13 protein-coding genes are annotated in these 16441 nt (G+C 57.9%); 6 read left to right on the top strand and 7 right to left on the bottom strand.

What is annotated here, in order from left to right; translation table 11 throughout:
* Nucleotides 1-8: 8 nt before the first annotated feature.
* Genes rpe through ACL7TT_RS08525 form a run of 3 tightly spaced genes read right to left on the bottom strand, consistent with a single transcriptional unit; the run spans nucleotide 9 to nucleotide 2523 of the window.
* Nucleotides 9-671 (bottom strand): ribulose-phosphate 3-epimerase, encoded by a 663-nt coding sequence (gene rpe, locus ACL7TT_RS08535; protein ID WP_413394685.1) that lies wholly within the window; start codon nucleotides 669-671, stop codon nucleotides 9-11.
* Nucleotides 672-689: 18 nt separating this feature from the next.
* Nucleotides 690-1397, bottom strand: a complete 708-nt coding sequence (locus ACL7TT_RS08530) for a nucleotidyltransferase family protein (RefSeq protein ID WP_413394683.1) — start codon at nucleotides 1395-1397, stop codon at nucleotides 690-692.
* Between the two features lie 52 nt (nucleotides 1398-1449).
* Complete coding sequence (locus ACL7TT_RS08525) at nucleotides 1450-2523, bottom strand: aminoglycoside phosphotransferase family protein (protein WP_413394681.1); 1074 nt, start codon at nucleotides 2521-2523, stop codon at nucleotides 1450-1452.
* Nucleotides 2524-2732: 209 nt separating this feature from the next.
* Here ACL7TT_RS08525 and ACL7TT_RS08520 point away from each other — a divergent pair, with 209 nt between their 5' ends.
* The 5 genes from ACL7TT_RS08520 (at nucleotide 2733) to ACL7TT_RS08500 (ending at nucleotide 9441) form a co-directional block, all read left to right on the top strand.
* Nucleotides 2733-5333 (top strand): LPS-assembly protein LptD, encoded by a 2601-nt coding sequence (locus tag ACL7TT_RS08520; RefSeq protein WP_413394679.1) that lies wholly within the window; start codon nucleotides 2733-2735, stop codon nucleotides 5331-5333.
* The gene (locus ACL7TT_RS08515; protein WP_413394677.1) at nucleotides 5333-6676 is read left to right on the top strand and encodes a peptidylprolyl isomerase; all 1344 of its coding nucleotides are present in this window, start codon (nucleotides 5333-5335) and stop codon (nucleotides 6674-6676) included. Before ACL7TT_RS08520 ends, ACL7TT_RS08515 begins: the two co-directional genes overlap by 1 nt.
* A 70-nt stretch (nucleotides 6677-6746) precedes the next feature.
* Nucleotides 6747-7736, top strand: coding sequence for a 4-hydroxythreonine-4-phosphate dehydrogenase PdxA (gene pdxA, locus ACL7TT_RS08510; protein ID WP_413394675.1), 990 nt, complete (start codon nucleotides 6747-6749; stop codon nucleotides 7734-7736).
* A gap of 61 nt (nucleotides 7737-7797) precedes the next feature.
* Nucleotides 7798-8598 (top strand): 16S rRNA (adenine(1518)-N(6)/adenine(1519)-N(6))-dimethyltransferase RsmA, encoded by an 801-nt coding sequence (gene rsmA, locus ACL7TT_RS08505; protein WP_413394673.1) that lies wholly within the window; start codon nucleotides 7798-7800, stop codon nucleotides 8596-8598.
* A gap of 30 nt (nucleotides 8599-8628) precedes the next feature.
* Nucleotides 8629-9441, top strand: coding sequence for a symmetrical bis(5'-nucleosyl)-tetraphosphatase (locus ACL7TT_RS08500; RefSeq protein WP_413394671.1), 813 nt, complete (start codon nucleotides 8629-8631; stop codon nucleotides 9439-9441).
* A gap of 92 nt (nucleotides 9442-9533) precedes the next feature.
* Here the strand turns inward: ACL7TT_RS08500 and glnG are convergent, their stop codons facing one another.
* The 4 genes from glnG to glnA form a co-directional block, all read right to left on the bottom strand.
* Entirely contained in the window at nucleotides 9534-10958 is a 1425-nt protein-coding gene (gene glnG / locus ACL7TT_RS08495; RefSeq protein ID WP_413394669.1) for a nitrogen regulation protein NR(I), read from the bottom strand.
* A 3-nt stretch (nucleotides 10959-10961) separates the two neighbouring features.
* Complete coding sequence (glnL, locus tag ACL7TT_RS08490; RefSeq protein WP_413394667.1) at nucleotides 10962-12032, bottom strand: nitrogen regulation protein NR(II); 1071 nt, start codon at nucleotides 12030-12032, stop codon at nucleotides 10962-10964.
* A gap of 378 nt (nucleotides 12033-12410) precedes the next feature.
* Nucleotides 12411-12983 carry a DUF4124 domain-containing protein gene (locus ACL7TT_RS08485; protein ID WP_413394665.1) on the bottom strand — a complete coding sequence of 191 codons (573 nt, stop codon included), beginning with the start codon at nucleotides 12981-12983 and terminating at the stop codon, nucleotides 12411-12413.
* A 221-nt stretch (nucleotides 12984-13204) separates the two neighbouring features.
* Nucleotides 13205-14611: a glutamate--ammonia ligase gene (glnA, locus tag ACL7TT_RS08480; protein ID WP_413394663.1), complete on the bottom strand. Its 1407-nt coding sequence runs from the start codon at nucleotides 14609-14611 to the stop codon at nucleotides 13205-13207.
* Nucleotides 14612-14929: 318 nt separating this feature from the next.
* On the opposite strand from glnA, the gene thiI reads away from it, so the two are divergent.
* Complete coding sequence (gene thiI, locus ACL7TT_RS08475; protein WP_413394662.1) at nucleotides 14930-16429, top strand: tRNA uracil 4-sulfurtransferase ThiI; 1500 nt, start codon at nucleotides 14930-14932, stop codon at nucleotides 16427-16429.
* Nucleotides 16430-16441: the final 12 nt, after the last annotated feature.

The following is a 16441-nucleotide window of genomic DNA, read 5'->3' as shown; positions in this document are numbered from 1 at the left end:
GGCATTGCTCAACCCAGGCTCCTGCGCAGAGCGCCGATGGCCTCAGCGTAGTCCGGGGCGTTAAAGATGGCGGACCCCGCCACAAAGGTGTCGGCACCAGCGGCGGCAATGTCCGCAATGTTGTCCCGGTTTACCCCACCATCAATTTCCAGGCGAATATCAAAGCCGGATTCATCGATCATCCTGCGCGCCTCACTGAGTTTGGTCAGCGTAGCGGGTATAAACTTCTGGCCACCAAAGCCGGGGTTTACAGACATAAGCAGGATCATATCCAGCTTGTCCATAACATATTTGGCCGCATCCAGGCTGCTGGCCGGATTGAGTGCCAAGCCAGCTTTGCAGCCGAGACTGCGGACCAACTGCAGGGAGCGGTCCGGGTGACGGGATGCCTCCGGGTGGAAGGTGATATAGTTGGCGCCGGCATCGGCGAACATACGGATCATGTCATCTACCGGTTCCACCATCAGATGCACATCAACCGGAGCTTCGACGCCGTGTTCGCGCAGGGCCTGACATACCATGGGACCAATGGTGAGATTGGGCACATAGCGGTTATCCATCACATCGAAGTGGACCCAATCGGCTCCGGCTGACAACACGGTTTCCACCTCTTCCCCCAGCCGCGCGAAGTCGGCTGAGAGGATGGATGGGGCAATCTTGTATCCTGACATTTCAACACCCTTAGTCACTCAATATTCTGCGGCCAACCGGCGGTGCAGTCGCTCCAGGCGCTCCGGGGTACCCACGTCACACCAGTCTCCGGTGTACAACTCTGCCTGCAAACTGTCTTCATTAAAGGTAAATACCTCCCCCAGACCAAAGCAATCACGCAATTTCGCATAGCCGGTGAGCATCTCCGGTCGCAGCCAGCTGATACCGGCAAAAGTGTAGCGGGGCCTGGAGCAGCCCGACAACAGCCCCTGTTCAATACCGAAGTCACCCTCCGGGTTGTGCGGGGGGTTTGGTACCATCAGCAACCGTCCAGGACAATGCTTCGGCAAAGGCCGGGCCGCCCACTGAGACAGATCGAAGTCGCACCAGACATCGCCATTGACCACCAGAAAGGGGGCATCCCCCAAAAGTGGCATTGCCTTGAGGATGCCACCGGCAGTCCCCAGTGGTTGCTCTTCATGCTCGACCGAATACAGAATATCCAGCCCCCAGCGCTCTCCCCTGCCCAGGGAGTCCCGGATTTTTTGACCGAGATAGCCCAGGTTGATCACCACGCGCCTGACGCCAATACCCTGCAGACGCTCCAGGGCATGCTCTATAAGCGGTTTTCCGGCAACAGGCAGCAGGGGTTTTGGCGTTTGATCCGTGAGCGGGCGCATGCGGCGCCCGAAGCCCGCAGCCAGCACCATGGCAGTGGTCGGGGGCGTCTTAGTGCGGTGAGTCATCTTATTAATCTATACAAATTTCTTGGAACCTGTTTTTTGTAACCTGCCTGCATTAACCTCCGGCCATGCGGTAATCGCTGTACCAGGGTTGCTGTTCGATCAGCGGCAGCAGCTCACTGCGAAACCATTCGCCAAAGGGTCTCAACTCAGGATAGCGTTCGGAAATTTCCAACACATAGCGAATCACCAGCGGCAGATTATCTAAATATCCCGGCTTTCCATCCCGTAGCAGCAGGCGCGGAAACAGGCCGAGTACCTTGATATGGCGCTGCAAGCCCATCCAGTCGAACCAACGTAAGAACCTCTCCCGGGCCACAGGTTCCAAAATCCCCGCCGATTCGGCAGTAGCAGCATAGGCCAGGGCCCAGCGCACTACGCGCTCACGCGGCCAGCGTATGTAACAATCGCGCAAGAGGGAGGCAAGATCGTAAGTGACCGGCCCCCAGACAGCATCCTGAAAATCCATGATACCGGGGCGTTGCCCCCCCCGGACCATCAGGTTACGACTGTGGTAGTCTCTGTGCACCAGGGTCTGTGGCTGCTCGGCAGCACTTTCGAGTAAAAGCCGGAAAGTCCGCTCCAGCAACTGCGCATCCTGTGCACCGAGGGGATAGCCAAGCATTTTTCCCGCCAGCCATTCCGGCATAATGCGCATCTCTGCCAGCAGCAGTTCCCTGCTGTAGGTTGGCAACAGCACTTCTTCGCGGGGTATCTGCTGCAAACACAGCAGTTCGCTCAGGACCTCTGCATAAAGGCCCTCAACACTGTTCTTATTGAGCGCGCAGAATAATTGGATATCCCCGAGATCCTCCAACAGGAGGAAGCCGTTTGTGGTATCCGCCGCAATCACCATCGGGGTATGAAGGCCATTGCGCCGCAGGTAATCCGCCAGAGCCACAAAGCGGGCGGGATTGGTGCGCTGGGGTGGGGAGTCCACAGCCACCAAGCGGGGTTCTGTGCCGGTGCGGAAGTAGCGCCGAAAGCCCGCATCGCCGGCGAGATCGAAGAGCGCGGCAGCCCTGTCCATTCCCAGGGCTCGACCCACCCATCGAGCCAGCTGCTCGCGCCGCAGGTCATCACTCACAACACACCCCTCACCCATCTCACCAGCCAACCGCTTGTTCATTCCGCGGCAGTTTCCCATTTATCAGGCTGCATTGTAACCCTTCCAGCGGCGGCAATACCCCCCTTCCACCCCTACCCACCCTGTGGCTATTAACCACCTCTACATTCAAGTAGAATCAGACGAAGATTTTTTGCGCGCCCCGGCTGGATAGCTGTCGCACGCTTATCCCAATAAAAGACACACTCAAGATAGCCGGAACATATCGTTTAATGCTCGAAGTCTCCCGGTGGCACCGCCTCGCGCTGGCGATCGCTAAAAATGCTCAAGCCCACTCTCTCACTATCGGCCTGATCGCTGCGCAATCCCTGTGTGCCAACGCACAACAGGCACCCACGGCAGATCCGGACTACAACCCCTACCTGTATCTGGACTGGCTGCCCCGTTCAGAGCTGACCCCGGAGGCGCGGGCCAGATTACCGGCGATTTGCTCGGGCACCTTTGTCGCCCCCCCCCGGCACTATCCGGGAGCGGACCTACCCCCAGACGAGGCCCCGTTGCGCGCCACCGCCGAGCAGTCAATGTGGCTGGAAGACGGCAGCGCAGAACTGAGCGGCGATGTACATATCACCCAGGGGTACCGCCAGCTGTTTGCGGATCAAGTGGACATCAATCGCTCCAATAACACTGCCTACCTGAGCGGCGCTATCGAACTGCGCGAGCCCAATTTACTGGTACGCGGCAACGAGGCGGAAGTGCACACAGAAAGTAATGCAGCCTCCATAGAAGACGCCACCTACGTGGTACACGACATTTTTATTCACGGCACCGCTGCCTTTGCTGCCCGCCAGGCCAGTGGGGAATTGACCCTGACAGACGGCACCTACACCCGCTGCGAACCGGGCAGAGAGTTCTGGCGGCTGAGCGGTGGTGAAATCAATATCGATAAAGTCGAGAGCCAGGGGGTGGCACGGAACGTGCGCCTGGAAATAATGGGCGTTCCGGTGCTCTATCTCCCCTATTTTCGTTTTCCGGTAGACGATGCCCGCATGTCGGGGTTCCTGTTCCCCTCACTGAGCAATAGCGATAAAAACGGCTGGGACGGTGCCGTTCCCTACTATTGGAATATCGCCCCTCAGATGGATGCGACCATTACCCCGCGCTATATCCAATACCGCGGTACCGGCCTGGAAGTCGAGTTCCGCCACCTGAGCCCCGTGTTCAACACCATTGTGCGGGCGGCGGATTTGCCCAATGACAAGGGGGGCAATGACGACCTCTCCCGCGAATTGATCGACAGGGGCTTTCCGCAAGAGCTGGTGCTGCCCTACAAGGGAGAGGACCGCTGGCTGTTTAACCTTGAGCAGGCAGGCGGCTACAGCGGCAGCGTCTGGCGTACTCATATCGATTACACACAGGTCAGTGACCCTGATTACTTCCGCGATCTGAGCACCGCCAACCTGGCAATCAATGCCGAAACCAAGGTGAACCAGACGGTACAGGGTAGCCTCAATTTCGAGAACTGGCGGGTCAATCTTCGGGCCCAGGACTACCAGGTGCTGGAAAATGACGTTTTTGATGCATTTACCCAGTTGCCACGCCTGGATGTGGACGGCGATTACCGCTGGGGCGACTGGCTGTTATCCCTGCAAAACGAAGCCACAATATGGGACCATCAGGATACCCAGACAATCACCTTTATCCGGGATATAGGCGACCCGGACAGTGTAACCAGTCGAACCCGGGATTTTATTAACGCGGATCGGCTACGCCTGGATTACGAACTCCAATGGGACAAGGCGTGGCTCTGGGGCTATTTCAAGCCCGGCATAGCCGCACGTTACCTGGGGTACCGAGTCAGCGACCTGTTCCTGCCCGAGGATGCCAATAACACCCCGAGTGCCTCCGCCGGCCAATTTACTCTGGACACGGGCCTCTATTTTGAGCGGGATGGATATCTTTTCAACCGCGATTATGTCCAGACCCTGGAGCCCCGTTTGTTCACCCTGATCAGCAGCAGTGCCGACCAGAGCGGTTTTTTCGATATCAGCGGGGATGACATTAATGACATTGGCCCTATTGATCCACTGAGCAATAATCTGCTCTACGATACTTCGCTGTTTACCTCCAGTTATGACCAACTGTTCCGGAACAGCCGTTTTACCGGAAATGACCGTATAGACGATGCCGATCGAATTGCCCTGGGCCTGACTACGCGCTTTATCGACCCCGTCAGCGGGCGTGAATTATTGTCCGCCAGTGTCGGCCAGGCCTTCTATTCAAGCGATTCGCAAATCGGACTGCGCGAACTCATAGAGAATACGCCCCGATCCGAGCTGGCCGCACGCTTGAAGAGCCGGCCCCTGCAATCCCTGCGTATTGACAGCGAACTTGTCTACGATGACACCGAACACAACATAAACCGCGGTAACTTCAACCTGCGTTACTTTGACGATAATGCCAGGATTTTTAATCTCGGTTATAACTACGTTCGAAATGACAGAATCAGGGGAATTGAGGATGGTAACGAGGTGGATTCCTCCACCCGGCAGCTGAACAGCTCCGCCGTTCTGCCCATTACCCCCCATACCGCTATAATGGCTGGCGCGGCCTATGATCTGACTTTGGATCGGGAACTGGAATACCTGGCAGGTATCGAATATGACGACTGTTGCTATCGTGCGCGCCTGGTGTGGCGTCGTACCCTGGACAATAACCTGGCCGGGATAGTGGCGGCAGAGGATCTGGAGTATGACGAGGGCGTCTTTCTCGAGATACAACTGAAAGGTCTGGGCGGCTTCGGCGCAACCGTAACCCAAATACTGACCCAGGGGATCGCCAACTTTGACCAGAGAGAAGAGCTGAAACCGTGATGAGAATAACGCAGAAATTCACCTCGACATTTATCCTGTCCTCCATTCTCGCTGCCTGCGCCCTGATCGGGGGCCCTGTCACGGCGCAAGTACAAACACTTGACCAAGTGGTCGCGGTTGTCGATGACGATGTTGTGATGGCCAGCGAACTGGCGCAGCGCATGAATACCATCGCAGCCCAAATCCAGGCCCAGCAGGTGCAGGCGCCACCGGTGGATATACTGCGCCGGCAGGTACTGGAACAACTGATTATTGAGCGGCTGCAGTTACAAATGGCCTCCCGAGCTGGCGTCACCATTTCTGAGGCAGAGCTCGATCAGGCGATCGCCCGGGTACAGCAGAATGCCGGTGTCAGTCCGGAGGTGTTTCGCCAGCGCCTGCGCACAGATGGCATGAGCATGAAAAGCTTTCGCCAGCAAATTCGCCAGGAGCTTATGATTCGCCGTGTGGAGCAGGGCAGTGTCAACCGGCGTATCCAGATCACCGAGCAGGATATCGACAACTTTCTCCGCTCCAAGGAGGGGGCGTTCTGGCGCTCCCCCCAGTATGAGCTCGGCCATATCCTGATTCCCATCAGCTCCAGCGCCCCCGCCAGTGAGGTCACACAGGCCCGTGAGAAGGCTGAAGAACTGCTGCAACAGGCCCGCAAGGGTACAGACTTCCGCCAACTGGCCATCGCCAACTCCGCCGGGCAAAACGCCCTCGCCGGTGGCGACCTGGGTTGGCGTAAAACCGTAGAGCTGCCCACCCTGTTTGCCGATGCGCTCAATGGCCTCAAGGTGGGAGAGGTCACCGACCCCTTCCGCAGTGATGCCGGTTTTCACCTACTTAAGATCCACACCCAGAAAGGTGCCGGTGAGCAACTGGTTGAGCAGACCAAGGTACGCCATATACTGCTCAAGCCTTCCGCCATTCTCACTGACGACGAAGCCTACAACAAACTGATCGGGCTGCGTAAAGAAGCCATGGCCAGTGAGAACTTTGCCGAATTGGCGCGTGAAAACTCAGAAGATATTGGCTCTATGCTTTCCGGTGGCGATCTCGGCTGGTCCATGCCCGGGCAGTTCGTGCCCGAGTTTACCCAGGCCATGGACACGACCAGCATTGATGAAATCAGCCTGCCCTTTCGCAGCCAGTTTGGCTGGCACATACTGATGGTCGAAGGCCGCCGCAAACAGGATATGACGGACCAATATATCCGCAATCAGGCCGCCAATTTGTTGCGCAATCGCCGCTACGAAGAGGAATTGCAGAATTGGCGCCGTGAAATTCGCGACCAGGCCTATGTGGAAATCAAGCTGTCTGAGGAGGCAGAGGCCAATTCCGGCGATGAACAGCGGTAAAAATCCGGTATCGCGACAAGACCGGCCCCTTGTGCCGGTTTATTGATTCTCATAGAAAACCGGCGGCCCGATGATACCCAGAATTGCCCTCACCCCCGGCGAGCCCGCTGGTATAGGCCCGGAACTGGTGGTAAAGCTGGCCCAACAGGGCAGCGCAGCGCAACTGGTTGCCATCGCCGATCCAGCACTGCTGCGCCAAGCCGCCATCAACGCACATCTCCCCCTGCAGCTCTTGCCATTTGGCCCCCAATCCCCTGCCCTCGGGACACCGCCCGGCAGCCTTTATGTACAGGCAGTACCCATGGCTGAGCCGGGGCTTCCCGGAGTCCTGAATACCGCCAATGCCCCCTATGTTCTGGAAACCCTGAAAATAGCCACGCAAGGTTGCCTTAGCAGGAATTTCGATGCCCTGGTGACCGGTCCTGTTCACAAAGGGGTCATCAACGATGCCGGTATCCCCTTTAGCGGACACACTGAATTCCTTGCCCGTCAGGCCGGTGTCGGACAGGTGGTAATGATGCTCGCCGCCAAAGGACTGCGCGTGGCCCTGGCCACCACACACCTTCCCCTGAAAGATGTCAGTACCACCATTACCGGCCCGCACCTCGAGCAGGTTATTGGGATTTTGCACCAAGGCCTGCGCACACAGTTCTGTATAAACTCACCCCGAATCGGGGTATGCGGGCTCAACCCCCACGCCGGGGAGGGCGGCCACCTGGGGCGGGAGGAACTGGAGATTATTGAACCTGCCCTGACCAGACTGCGCACACAGGGTTTTCACCTGATCGGTCCCCTTCCCGCCGATACCCTGTTTACACCACCCCAACTGGCCCGGTGCGACGCCGTATTGGCCATGTACCACGATCAGGGACTGCCGGTGTTAAAATTCAAAGGGTTCGGTAGCGCCGTCAATATCACACTGGGCCTGCCCTTTATCCGCACTTCCGTCGATCACGGCACGGCTCTGGATATTGCCGGTAGCGGCAACGCCAGTAGTGGCAGCCTGATGGCGGCCCTATCCGAGGCAGTCCAGTTGGCAAAACAACACAAGCATGAATAGCCTGTAAGGCGCCCCCAAGCACGCACCGCACTTAATGGCATCTTGAGCAATAGATTATTTGATGGACAACTTTTTCCAGCACAAAGCCCGCAAACGCTTCGGCCAAAACTTTTTGGTTGATGAAACGATTATCGAGCGGATCGCGCGCGCCATTGCGCCCAGGGCATCAGACAGGCTCGTCGAGATCGGTCCCGGCCAGGGCGCCATCACCAAACTGCTCCTGCAGCGCTGCCCCAGCCTTACCGCTGTGGAGTTGGACCGGGACCTGATTCCCCTCTTGCAATTCAAATTCAGGGAATATCCGCAATTCAGGGTTATTGAACAGGATGCCCTCAAGTTCGACTTCGGCAGCTTTGCGGCACAGGATGCTCTGCGCATTGTCGGCAACCTGCCCTACAATATTTCCACTCCGCTGCTGTTCCACTTGCTCAGTTTCAAAGGCAAGGTACAGGACATGCACTTTATGCTGCAAAAGGAAGTCGTGAACCGCCTGAGCGCCACACCGGGCACCAAGGCCTACGGCCGCCTGAGCATTATGGCGCAATACCAATGCCGTGTGCAGGGACTCTTTCCTGTACCCGCTCAATCATTCCGGCCAGCGCCCAAAGTGGAATCCGCCATTGTACGCCTTACCCCCCACAGCGCTCCGCCTTTTCCCGCCAAGGACGAGAAACTGTTGGCACAAATAGTCAATACCGCTTTCCAGCAGCGCCGCAAGACGCTGCGCAATGCCCTGAAGCCCCTGTTTCCGGAACTTGTGGCAGAATCAGTGCCATTGGATATCAGCCGCCGCCCGGAAACCCTCAGCGTGGGGGAGTTTGTACAATTGGCAAACACCTGCTTTGAACGCAATCAAGAATAACCGTCGAATAGGGTATCTTGGGGAGACACATTGGCCACTTACGCCGTTGGTGATATTCAGGGCTGCTACGAACCACTGCAGCGCCTGTTAAAAAAAATTCCATTCCGCTTTGACCGCGACAAACTGTGGATTGCCGGGGATATGGTGCACCGCGGTGACGACAGCCTCGGTACCCTGCGCTTCCTGTACGATCACCGACACCAGGTCACTGCGGTGCTCGGCAACCACGACCTGCACCTGCTGGCGCTGGCACACGGCGCCAAACGACTTTCAAAAAAGGAGCACGATTTAACTCGGGTGCTACAAGCCAAGGATGCAGACAAACTGCTCAACTGGCTGCAAAACCTGCCCCTGCTTGTGCACAAGAAAGGCTACACCATGGTACATGCGGGTATTCCGCCGATTTGGAGTATCACAAAAGCCGAGGAACTCTCCCGCGAAGTGCACCGGGCACTCATCGATGCGCCCATGGCCAAGGCCTATTTCTACGGTATGTACGGCAATGAGCCGCACTGCTGGAATGATCACCTCTTCGGTATTGAGCGGCTGCGCTCCATCACCAACTACTTTACCCGCATGCGTTTTTGTAAACAGGATGGCACCCTGGACCTTGTCACCAAACGCGGTCCCCTGGCTGCCCATGGGGAATACAAACCCTGGTTCAGTTTCTCCAATAGAAAAACCCGGGATGACAAAATCATTTTCGGGCACTGGGCCGCCCTTGAAGGGCGTGCAGGCACAAAAAATATTTACGCACTGGATACGGGCTGTGTTTGGGGTGGCTGCCTGACCGCCATGCGACTTGGTGATGAGCAGTTTTTTTATACGGACTGTAGTGGGTAATCGACACACCGAAACGAATAAAGGGTATATCAAGGGTAATCCATGGGATCGGCTTTTTAAAACGGCAACAAGTAAGCCGGCAAAGCCAGTTGTTATTGCAGGCCTGATTCCATAGCGTCAACCTCCAACTCCTTGAGCTTTCGCGTCAGGGTATTACGGCCCCAGCCGAGCAGCGCCGCGGCGTCGCGTTTGCGCCCGGCGGTATGCTTTAGGGCGATTTCAATCAGTGCCCGCTCAAAGGCGGGAACCGCCTCGCTGAGGATATCCCGCCGCCCGGCGGCCAGTGCCTGGTCCGCCCAAGCCCGCAAAGTTTTTTCCCAGTCGAGCGGTGCTTCTGCCTCAGCACCCTGGTGGCACAACAGCTCTTGGGGCAGATCTTCCCTGTGTACTTCGCGGCCCGAGGCCATAACGGTTACCCAACGACAGGTATTTTCCAACTGGCGCACATTGCCGGGCCAGTCGAAACGGGAGAGGCAGCCTTCGGCCTCTCTTGTCAGGATCTTTGCCTGTACCCCCAGGTCTCTGGCAGCGGCGTCAAAGAAATGGCGCACCAGCCTGGGAATATCCTCGCGGCGGTCGGTCAGCCTGGGAATATGGATGCGAATGACATTCAGGCGGTGGAAGAGGTCTTCGCGGAATCTGTGCTGCCGTGTTAATGCCTCCAGGTTTTGGTGTGTGGCGGCAATAATGCGTACATCCACTTTTACCGGGGTATGGCCGCCTACACGGTAAAACTCCCCATCCGACAGCACCCGCAGCAGACGCGTCTGGGTCTCTGCCGGCATATCGCCGATCTCATCCAAAAATAGCGTGCCGCCATTGGCCTGTTCAAAGTGCCCGGCACGCAGGGAAGCAGCACCGGTAAAGGCCCCCTTCTCATGGCCAAACAGCTCCGACTCCATCAGGTCTTTGGGAATGGCGGCCATGTTGAGCGCGATAAACGGTTTATCGCTGCGCGGGCTGTGGCTGTGCAAAGCCTGCGCCACCAGTTCTTTGCCCGTGCCGGATTCACCATTGATCAACACGGTAATATTCGAACGGGACAGGCGACCGATAGCGCGAAATACCTCCTGCATGGCCGGCGCCTCGCCAATCATTTCCTGGCTGCCAGTGCCCTTTGCCAACTCAGCAGGCGCTCCACGGACCTGGCTGCTGGTGTGTATCAGAGCGCGCCGGGTGACCGCCACAGCTTCATCGATATCGAAAGGTTTGGGCAGGTATTCAAATGCCCCGCCCTGATAGGCGGCCACCGCGCTATCGAGGTCCGAATGCGCAGTCATAATAATAATGGGCAGCGACGGGTGCTCCTCATGAAAACGTTGCAGCAATTTGAACCCGTCGCAGCCCGGCATGCGGATATCACTAATCACCACATCCGGTGGCGCGCTGTAAAAATCCACCAAAGCGCGGTTGCCACTCTCGTAACACCGGGTTTCGATCCCCTCCCGCGAGAGCGCCCGCTCAAGTACCCAGCGGATCGATTTGTCGTCGTCAATGACCCAAACGCGATGACTCATGCTCTAGCATCCTGTATTGGCTGATTCGGCTGAAAGCGGCAGATAGATCTGGAACACACTGCCTCCGGAGCGGCTGTCATATTGGATCATGCCACCGTGCTGGTTGATGATGTTCTGGGAAATGGAGAGCCCCAACCCCGTGCCCTCAGCGCGCCCGGAAACCATCGGAAAGAAAATCTGCTCCCTTATCGCCTCGTCAATGCCAGGGCCATTGTCCTCAACCTCGATGCAGCAGATCAGCGGGCAGAGGCGCCGGCCGATGGTAAAACGCCGCTGTATACGGGTGCGTAAAATAACCTCACCACTGGCGAGGCCGGAATACTCGCCAACAGCCTGCATGGCATTGCGGGCTATATTCAGCAGGGCCTGTAGCAACTGCTCGCGGTCGGCCGGCAGTTCCGGTATGGAGGGATCATAGTCCCGGTGGATTTGCAGCCTGCCCTCACACTCCGCATCCACCAGCTGCGCCACCCGCTCGAGCACCTCGTGTACATTGGTGGCCTTCAGCCTCAGCCGCTGGCGCGAACCCAACAGGTGATCCACCAGATTACGCAGGCGATCCACCTCCTCAATGATGACCTGGGTATATTCCTCCAGGGCAGGGTCCGGCAGCTCCCGCTGTAATAGCTGGGCGGCACCGCGAATACCGCCCAGGGGGTTTTTGACTTCGTGGGCCATGCCGCGCACCAGGTTGCGTGTGGTCTCCTGGGTGTTGTACAGCGCATCCTCGCGGGCGATGCGCAACAGCCGCTCCACCGGTTGCACCTCAACCAAGAGCATTTGCAGCTCCGGCACTGGAGTTACGGAGTAGTCCACAATGCGCATTTCCCGATTGTGCAGGTACCAGCGCGCGCGGCGCACCGTATATCTCTCCCCCTTCACCAGGACCTCCCGCAAAGCCTGCCAGGAGCCAGTCTCGCGCACCACCTCGTCCAGCGGCAAGCCATTGACCCTTGCGCTGGATGCACTGAGCAGGTCCTCGGCGGCATTGTTCAGATAGCGAAGCGACAATTCACCATCCAGCACCAGCACGGCGGAAGTCAGGCTGTCCAGCAGCTGGCGGTCATTCAGCATTCAGTCGTTCCCGGTTCAATTCAAAGGCCGGCGCAGTGTTCTGCGCGCGGTGCCACAAGCTCTTGGGTTTGGTCAGTGCAAAAAGCAAACCAAAATGGCGCACGGGGCCAGGAGTATGCTTAAAGGTGGCCCTGCCTGGAGGGCCTGGTGTGCAGCCAGTGCCCTTCTGTTGTGTCCAGCATCATTTCCCATCCCGAAGGAGGTTGGGGCAACGCCCAAATACGAGAATGCACCATATCGGTGCAAAGTTCAAAATTTAACCAGAAGGAAATGGTTGGGGAAGGGTTTCAGGTTCCGTAGACACCGCTGCCAGAGCTGGTGGCGGTGTGCGCTGGGAATGCCTTTGGTTTGGTTTGGTTTGGGAGAGCCGATACACCCTTATCTGGCTGGCAGGTTGACACTGGGGCGCTGCACATAAAGGGTGATCATCGGGGACTGGGCCAGCACCCGCCCACTGGCATCGGTGAGGACCACCTGCACACTGTGGCTGCCGCGCTCCAGCGTCGAGATATCCAGGGCGGAACCGCTGGAGCTGCCGCGCCAGGGTTGGCCATCGATCACTGCAAAGAATCGGGCGCCGTCTGGATACACCGGCTGCACATCCACCTGCAGGGCAACCAGGCGTTGTCCCGGCGGAATAGTGGCGCCATCCTGGGGGCTGACTATCTGGATTGAGACAGGGCCCGTGTTCTCCCCTGCACCACTATCCGCCTTGGGTGACAATTTGCGCATCGGCAACGGACGCGGCAGGGTGATGGGCTGGATATTGATAGGCGCCAGCTCCACCTTCTCTGCCTGACCGTGTACCGGCGGGGTATCACTGAAGGTCACCTGGCCGTCCGCGCCGATGATCTTGTAAATGGCGCCAGATTCTTTATTACCATCCGGACCGGCAGACACCACCAGGGGCACGGCGAGAAACAATGTCTGTAGCAGTCTTGAAATTCCCATAGCAATAATCAACCGCAACCTGCGGATGCTCCCTTCACAGGCCCTATGACAGGACGCAACCGGTCGGGACAATCAGCCACCGCCAAGGGCCCAACACCGTAATTGAAACGGCAGCCTGAACAGCTGCCCCTTTGATAGTGTACCCCCAATAAAAAAGCCCGCGCCAGGGTGGTGCGGGCTTTTCGCCAAGCGGTCGACACTCTCCCGGTGAGCGGTCGCCGTTACACGGAGTAATACATATCGAACTCGACCGGGTGGGTGGTCATGTTCAGGCGCTCGACCTCTTCGCGTTTCAGCTCAATGTAAGCATCAATCGCATCATCGGTGAATACACCGCCCTCGATCAGGAAAGCGCGGTCCCTGTCCAGGGCGTCCAGGGCACCCTCCAGGCTGGCGGCCACAGTGGGGTACTCGGCCAGCTCTTCCGGCGGCAGGTCGTACAGGTCCTTGTCCGCAGCATCACCGGGGTGGATCTTGTTTTTGACCCCGTCGAGGCCAGCCATCAATAGTGCCGCGAAGGCCAGGTAGGGATTGGCGGTGGGGTCCGGAAAGCGGGTCTCAATCCGCTTGGCCTTGGGCGAGGTCACGTAAGGAATTCGGATGGATGCCGAGCGGTTGCGCGCGGAGTAAGCCAGGATCACCGGCGCCTCGAAGCCGGGCACCAGGCGCTTGTAAGAGTTGGTGGAGGCATTGCACAGCGCGTTCAGGGCGCGGGCGTGCTTCACGATACCGCCGATGTAGTACAGGGCGGTTTCCGACAGGCCGGCGTAGGTGTCACCGCCGAACTGGTTGACCCCTCCCTTCGAGAAGGATTGGTGAACATGCATACCGGAACCGTTGTCACCGACCAGCGGCTTGGGCATAAAGGTAGCGGTTTTGCCGTAGGCATGGGCAACATTGTGCACGGCGTACTTGAGAATCTGCACTTCATCCGCCTTCTTGGTCAGGGTACTGGCGGCAACCCCGATCTCGCACTGGCCGGCGGTACCCACTTCGTGGTGATGCACCTCGACATGCAGGCCCATCTGCTCCATAGCGGAGCACATGGCGGCGCGCACATCGTGCAGGGAATCCACCGGCGGCACCGGAAAGTAGCCCCCCTTGATGCCCGGGCGATGGCCGATATTGCCTTCGGCAAAGCTGTGTCCGGAAGACCAGGCCGCCTCTTCGGAATTGATTTTGTAGAAGGCCCCGCCCATCTCCGCGCCCCAGGTGATGTCGTCGAATACGAAGAATTCGGGCTCCGGCCCAAACATCGCTGTGTCACCCAGACCGGTGGACTTGAGGTATTCCTCCGCGCGCAGGGCGATGGAACGTGGATCGCGCTCATAGCCCTGGCCGGTGATGGGATCAACGATGTTGCAGCGCACAATGACCGTGCTCTCGTCGGTAAAGGGGTCGAGGAAAGCGGTTTCGTCGTCCGGCATCAGAATCATGTCGGACTCGTTAATCCCTTTCCACCCAGCGATAGAGGAACCATCAAACATCTTGCCTTCTTCAAAGAACTCGCCATCCACTTCCGAGGCCGGGATGGAAACATGCTGTTCTTTACCCTTGGTGTCGGTGAAGCGCAGATCTATCCACTTGGCCTCACTCTCATTGATCAAGTCGAGCGTTTTCGCTGACATTGCAGTCCTCCAGGTCTTGAAAAGTAATTGGTCGCTCTGCCTTTGCTGTCGGCATTCACGCTTTATCTGGCGTGAAATAAAGCAAGGAGTGTGCCAAATCAGGGCAATCACGCCCCGGTGGCGACTAGCTTCGTGCGGCCCTCATCACCGGGCTGGCTGGGGCAGGATAAATACTTTATGGCCGGGCAGCCACCGGGAAATGCACCAAGATGGCACATTTATACGCCACAGATGCACCGAGAGGGTGCACGCCCAGGTTGCCTTCGGCTGGTTTATACTGTCGCATCTTCTATCAACAGCAGTACCCGGCGAATTCCCATGCACTTTGTCGTCAAATTTTTCCCCGAGATCACCATCAAGAGCAACCCCGTGCGCAAACGTATGTCGCGCCAACTCAAGGACAACCTGCTGCGCCTGCTGCGACAGCTGGACGATCGTATCCAGGTGCGCAAGGACTGGGAAAAGATCGATGTGGTTGCTCCGGACGCCGTCGCCCATCTGGGCGATCGCATCGAGGAGGTGCTCTCCAACACCCCCGGCATCGCCAATTTCTCCCGCGTGCGCCAGTTCCCCCTGGGGGACCTGCACGACATCTACGAGAAAACCCTGTCGGTGTGGGGCCCGGCCCTGAAGGACAAGACTTTCTGCGTACGTGTAAAACGCTCCGGCAAGCACGATTTTCAGTCCCTAGATGTAGAACAGTATGTGGGCGGGGGCCTGAACAAAAACACCGAAGCGGGCAGAGTAAAACTAAAAAACCCGGATATCACGGTGAAGCTGGAGATCCGCCACGACAAGCTCTACGTTATTGAAGAGCAGCACCCCGGCCTCGGCGGCTTTCCTCTGGGTACCCAGGACCCGGTGCTGTCGCTGGTATCCGGCGGCTTCGACTCCATCGTGGCCAGCTATCTGACCATGAAGCGCGGTATCCGCACCCATTTCCTGTTCTTTAATCTGGGGGGGCGCCAGCACGAATTGGGTGTTAAGGAGGTGGCCTATTACCTGTGGAACAAGTTCGGCGCTTCCCACCGGGTGCGCTTTGTTTCAGTGCCCTTCGACGAGGTGGTGGCAGAAATTCTCGATCGCGTCGACGACTCCCATATGGGCGTGATCTTAAAACGCATGATGTTGCGCGCCGCCGGTGTGATTGCAAAAGAGCTGGAAGTGGATGCGCTTGTGACCGGTGAAGCCATCGCACAGGTCTCCAGCCAGACCCTGAAGAATCTCGCAGTCATCGACAGCGTCACCGATACCCTGGTGCTGCGCCCGCTGATCGCCAGCGACAAGACCGATATTATCAGGACTGCGCGGGCAATCGGCACAGAAGAGTTTGCCGCCAATATGCCGGAATACTGCGGCGTGATTTCGGTAAAGCCCACCACCCGCGCCAAATTCGAGAAGGTGGAAAGCGAGGAGAACCGCTTCGACTTCACTGTTCTTGATCGCGCCATCGGCAACCGCGTGATCCAGAACATCGACGAGGTGATCGAAGAAGTAGGCGGACAGGCGCCGGAGGTGGATATCCGCGAGGAACCCGGCAGTGCGGTAGTCATCGATATCCGCCACCCGGACGAAGAGGAACTGGACCCGCTGGAACTGGAAAACGACGCAGTACAAACCATTCCCTTCTACCAACTCAACAACCGCTTTGCCCAACTGGACCAGGCGCAGGAATACCTGCTGTATTGCGCCCGCGGTGTGATGAGCCGCCTGCACGCCTCCCATCTGCTCGACGAGGGTTACCGCAATGTGGGTGTCTACCGGCCGCAAAGGCCCCATCGGCAGGAGAAGGCGGGAGTGGGCAAAATCGGAAACTAACCCCGCTAAGGG

The sequence above is a fragment of the Microbulbifer jejuensis genome, assembly GCF_047289955.1.
Taxonomy (GTDB): Bacteria; Pseudomonadota; Gammaproteobacteria; order Pseudomonadales; family Cellvibrionaceae; genus Microbulbifer.
Note: the sequence above shows the minus strand (reverse complement) of the source record. Positions and strands in the feature narration are given on the sequence as shown.